The following is a 4072-nucleotide window of genomic DNA, read 5'->3' on the forward strand; positions in this document are numbered from 1 at the left end:
GGCTCCGCCCCCGTCGACCCCCGACAAGTGCCCACGCGGAGAAGGTCGGCAGCAAATGACGGACAAGTTCGGATCGCGATTCGCGGGGGCCACTGCTCGGGCCGGCGAGTCCTTCCCGCCGCTTCCGACCGTGCGCGCCGCCGTGCCGAAGGAGCGCCGCTGGGCGCCGAGCCGATCCGCCGATCACGTCGACGAGATGGCGATGGCCGAGGACCCGATCTTCGGCGAAGGTTCGCTGCGGACCTCGGCCAAGCTGGGCCCGACCGGCCGGCCACTGCCGATCTTCCCCGAGCCGCCCCCACTGGACCGGCACGGCCCGGCCACGATCATCGCGATGTGCAACCAGAAGGGCGGGGTCGGCAAGACGACCTCCTCGATCAACCTGGGCGCCGCCCTGGCCGAGTACGGCCGCAAGGTCCTCCTCGTCGACTTCGACCCCCAGGGTGCGCTGTCCGTGGGCCTGGGCATCAACCCGCACGAGCTCGACCTGACCATGCACAACCTACTCATGGAGCGCGGCACCCGCGCCGAGGACGTGCTGCTCAAGACCAACGTGCCGGGTCTGGACCTGCTGCCCTGCAACATCGACCTGGCCGCGGCCGAGGTCCAGCTGGTCAACGAGGTCGCGCGCGAGCAGAGCCTGTACCGGGCGCTCGCGCCGCTGCAGGCCGACTACGACCTCATGATCATCGACTGCCAGCCCTCGCTCGGCCTGCTCACCCTCAATGCGCTGACCGCCGCGCACTCGGTGATCATCCCGTTGGAGTGCGAGTACTTCGCGCTGCGCGGCGTGGCCCTGCTCACCGACACCATCGCCAAGGTCCAGGACCGGCTCAACCCGGACCTGCACATGGAGGGCATCCTCCCCACCATGTTCGACGCCCGGACGGTGCACGGGCGCGAGGTGCTCAGCCGGGTAGTCGAGGCCTTCGGCGACGGGGTCTTCCACACGGTGATCGGACGCACCGTCAGATTCCCCGAGACCACGGTGGCCGGCGAGCCGATCACCACCTACGCCTCGGCCTCGACCGGCGCGAAGGCTTACCGTCAGCTCGCCCGCGAGCTCCTGGCCCGCCCGGCGCGGGTCCAGCAGGTGGGCTATCGCCGCTGACGCCGGGGTGCTCGGCGTCGGCTACGGTTCGTCGGTGGATTCCGCGCTAGAGACCGGCGTTTCGGAGCCGGAGCTCCCTTCTTCGGAGGAATTGGCTCCTGCGCCGGATGAGGCTGTTGTGGTTCCTCCTCCGGGTGATTCGAAGGCGTTCCAGGTCCACCTGGGCGTCTTCGAGGGCCCGTTCGACCTGCTGCTGACCCTGATCTCCAAGCACAAGCTCGACATCACCGAGATCGCGTTGGCGACGGTCACCAACGAGTTCATCGCCTACATCCGGGCTCAGGGCCCGGACTGGGACCTGGGCGAGACCAGCGAGTTCCTGGTGGTCGCGGCCACCCTGCTCGATCTCAAGGCGGCCCGGCTGCTGCCGGCCGGTGAGATCGACGACGAGGAGGACCTGGCCCTGCTGGAGGCCCGCGACCTGCTCTTCGCGCGACTGCTGCAGTACAAGGCCTACAAGCAGGTCGCCAAGCAGTTCCAGGACTGGCTCGCGACCGAGTCCAAGCGCTTCCCGCGGGTGGTGGGGCTGGAGGAGCCGTTCGCCCAGCTGCTGCCCGAGGTGCTGATCGGGCTCGGACCGGACGAGTTCGCCGCGCTCGCGGCCAAGGCGCTCGCGCCCAAGCCGGAGCCGGTCGTCTCGATCGCCCACCTGCACGTGACGCGCGTGAGCGTGCGCGAGCAGGCCGCGATCCTGGTGGAGCGGCTGCGACACTTCGGCGGCTCGACCTTCCGCCAGTTGGTCGCCGACTGCGAGGACACGGCGACGAAGGTCGCGCGTTTCCTGGCCCTGCTGGAGCTGTTCCGCGAGCAGGTGGTCAATTTCGAGCAGCTCACCCCCTTGGGCGAGCTGCACATCCGTTGGACCGGGACCGAGGACGGCGAGGTCGTGGTGCACGACGAGTTCGACGAAGCGCCGGCCATACCCAGCCAGCACGGCCCTGCACAGCCGGGCGCTTCAGCTCAGGAGCATGAGTGAGCTTGCGAGCGAATCAATGTCGGAGCATGAGAGCGAAGCGGTACGACGAGCGCAGCGAGGAGTGTCGATGAGCATCGACATCGATCGGCCGACCGAGAGCAGCGAGTCCGCCCCGGAGTTCGTGACCGTTGCGGAGGTCGTCGAGGAGATCGACGACGCCGTGGAGGGGACCGCACCCGAGACCGTCGGTGAGGACGGGTACGAGACCGGCGACTCCGCGACCGACCTGGACGACGCGCCGCTGGGCGGCGGCCCGACCCTGCGCGCGGCGATCGAGGCTGTGCTGCTGGTCGTCGACACCCCCGTCGACGCGACGACGCTGGCCCAGGTGTGCGAGCGTCCCCTCGCCGAGGTCGAAGCCTGCCTGGAGACCCTCGCTGCCGAATACGCCGAGGAGGGCCGCGGCATCGCCCTGCGCGAGGTGGCGGGCGGCTGGCGCTTCTACACCCGCGAAGAGTGCGCGACCGTCGTCGAGCGCTTCGTCCGGGACGGCCAGCAGGCCCGACTGACCCAGGCCGCGTTGGAGACCCTCGCCGTGGTTGCCTACCGGCAGCCCGTGAACCGCGCCCGGGTGTCGGCGGTGCGCGGGGTGAACGTCGACGGCGTCATGCGCACCCTGCTCTCCCGCGGCCTGGTCGAAGAGGCCGGCACCGAACACGAGAGTGGAGCGATCCTGTACCGGACCACGAACCTTTTCCTGGAGCGGCTGGGTCTGAACGACCTGTCCGAGCTGCCCGAACTGGCTCCGTTGCTGCCCGAACTGAGCAGCCTCGAAGGCGACCTCGACCTCCCGAGCTCCTAGGTGAGCAACGAGGAGTACGACGCCGAGAACGACGCCGAGAACGACGAGTTCGACGACGGTCCCGACGAGACCTACGCCCCCGGGGAGGGCATCCGGCTGCAGAAGGTGCTGGCCGCGGCCGGGCTGGGTAGTCGCCGGGCCTGCGAGGAACTGATCGACGAGGGCCGGGTCACCGTCGACGGCAAGACCGTGCGCGAGCAGGGCATGCGGGTGGACCCGGACACCGCGATCATCACGATCGACGGCTCCCGGCTGCCGACGCGCGCGGGCATGGTCTACCTGGTGCTGAACAAGCCCGTCGGCGTGGTGTCGACGATGAGCGACCCGGAGGGCCGGCCCTGCGTCGGGGACTACGTCCAGGACCGCACGGAACGGCTCTTCCACGTCGGCCGCCTCGATACCGACACCGAGGGCCTGATCCTGCTCACCAACGACGGGGAGCTGGCCAACCGGCTCACGCACCCGAAGTACGGCGTGCCGAAGATCTACTTCGCCGACATCCCGGGCCCGATCCCGCGCGACCTGTCCCGCACCCTCAAGGCCGGTGTCGAGCTCGACGACGGGCTCGCGAAAGCCGACAAGTTCCGGATGGTCGGCCAGTCCGGCGCCCGGATCCAGGTCGAGATCGAGATCCACGAGGGCCGCAACCACATCGTCCGGCGCATGTTCGAAGCCGTCGGGCACCCGGTCTCGCGTCTGGTCCGGGTGCAGATCGGCTCAGTCAACATGGGCAACCTCGGCCCCGGCCGACTGCGCCACCTGACCACCCACGAGGTCTCGGCGCTGCTGACCGCCTCGGAGGACATCAAGCCGCCGCCGCGCAAGAAGGCCCCTGGCGAGGCGCGCAAGAAGGCCGCGGCGTCGCGCAAGGACGTCGGCGCGCCGGCCGTCCGCAAGGCCAAGGCCGAGCGGAATGCCGCGTCCGCCGAGAAGAAGGCGGCCGCGAAGAAGGCCGCTCCCAGGAAGGCCGCGCCGAAGGGGGCCGTCCTCAAGGGCACGGCTCCGCGGAAGTCGGGATCGCGGCGGCCGGAGGCCGGAGGCGACGACTGGCGCGACGGAAGCTCGAGCCGTCCGACCAAGCGGTCCGCCCCCGCCAAGCGCTCGGGTCCGTCGGACCGCGGCGCTCCGGCGAAGCGTTCGGCACCCTCGGACCGCCGCTCGGGTCCGTCGGACCGCGGCGCTC

Annotated in this window: 4 protein-coding genes; all 4 read left to right on the top strand. The window is 70.2% G+C overall.

Annotation, left to right across the window (positions count from 1 at the left end; all coding sequences use genetic code 11):
- The first annotated feature begins 55 nt into the window (after positions 1-55).
- A complete protein-coding gene (locus tag H0X00_RS17440; protein WP_367186676.1) occupies positions 56-1111 on the top strand; it encodes a ParA family protein in 1056 nt (351 codons plus the stop codon).
- Positions 1112-1229: 118 nt separating this feature from the next.
- The gene (locus H0X00_RS17445; RefSeq protein ID WP_293773349.1) at positions 1230-2087 is read left to right on the top strand and encodes a segregation/condensation protein A; all 858 of its coding nucleotides are present in this window, start codon (positions 1230-1232) and stop codon (positions 2085-2087) included.
- Between the two features lie 67 nt (positions 2088-2154).
- A complete protein-coding gene (scpB, locus tag H0X00_RS17450; RefSeq protein ID WP_293773351.1) occupies positions 2155-2889 on the top strand; it encodes an SMC-Scp complex subunit ScpB in 735 nt (244 codons plus the stop codon).
- Positions 2890-4072, top strand: a 1183-nt coding sequence (locus tag H0X00_RS17455) for a pseudouridine synthase (RefSeq protein ID WP_293773353.1), incomplete at its 3' end; no start/stop codon positions are given.

Source organism: Sporichthya sp., from assembly GCF_013815995.1.
Taxonomy (GTDB): domain Bacteria; phylum Actinomycetota; class Actinomycetes; order Sporichthyales; family Sporichthyaceae; genus Sporichthya.

Excerpts from the sequence above, each read along its gene's own strand:
- H0X00_RS17440 (WP_367186676.1), top strand. The coding sequence starts at position 56 with ATGACGGACAAGTTCGGATCGCGATTCGCGGGGGCCACTGCTCGGGCC.
- scpB (WP_293773351.1), top strand. The coding sequence starts at position 2,155 with ATGAGCATCGACATCGATCGGCCGACCGAGAGCAGCGAGTCCGCCCCG.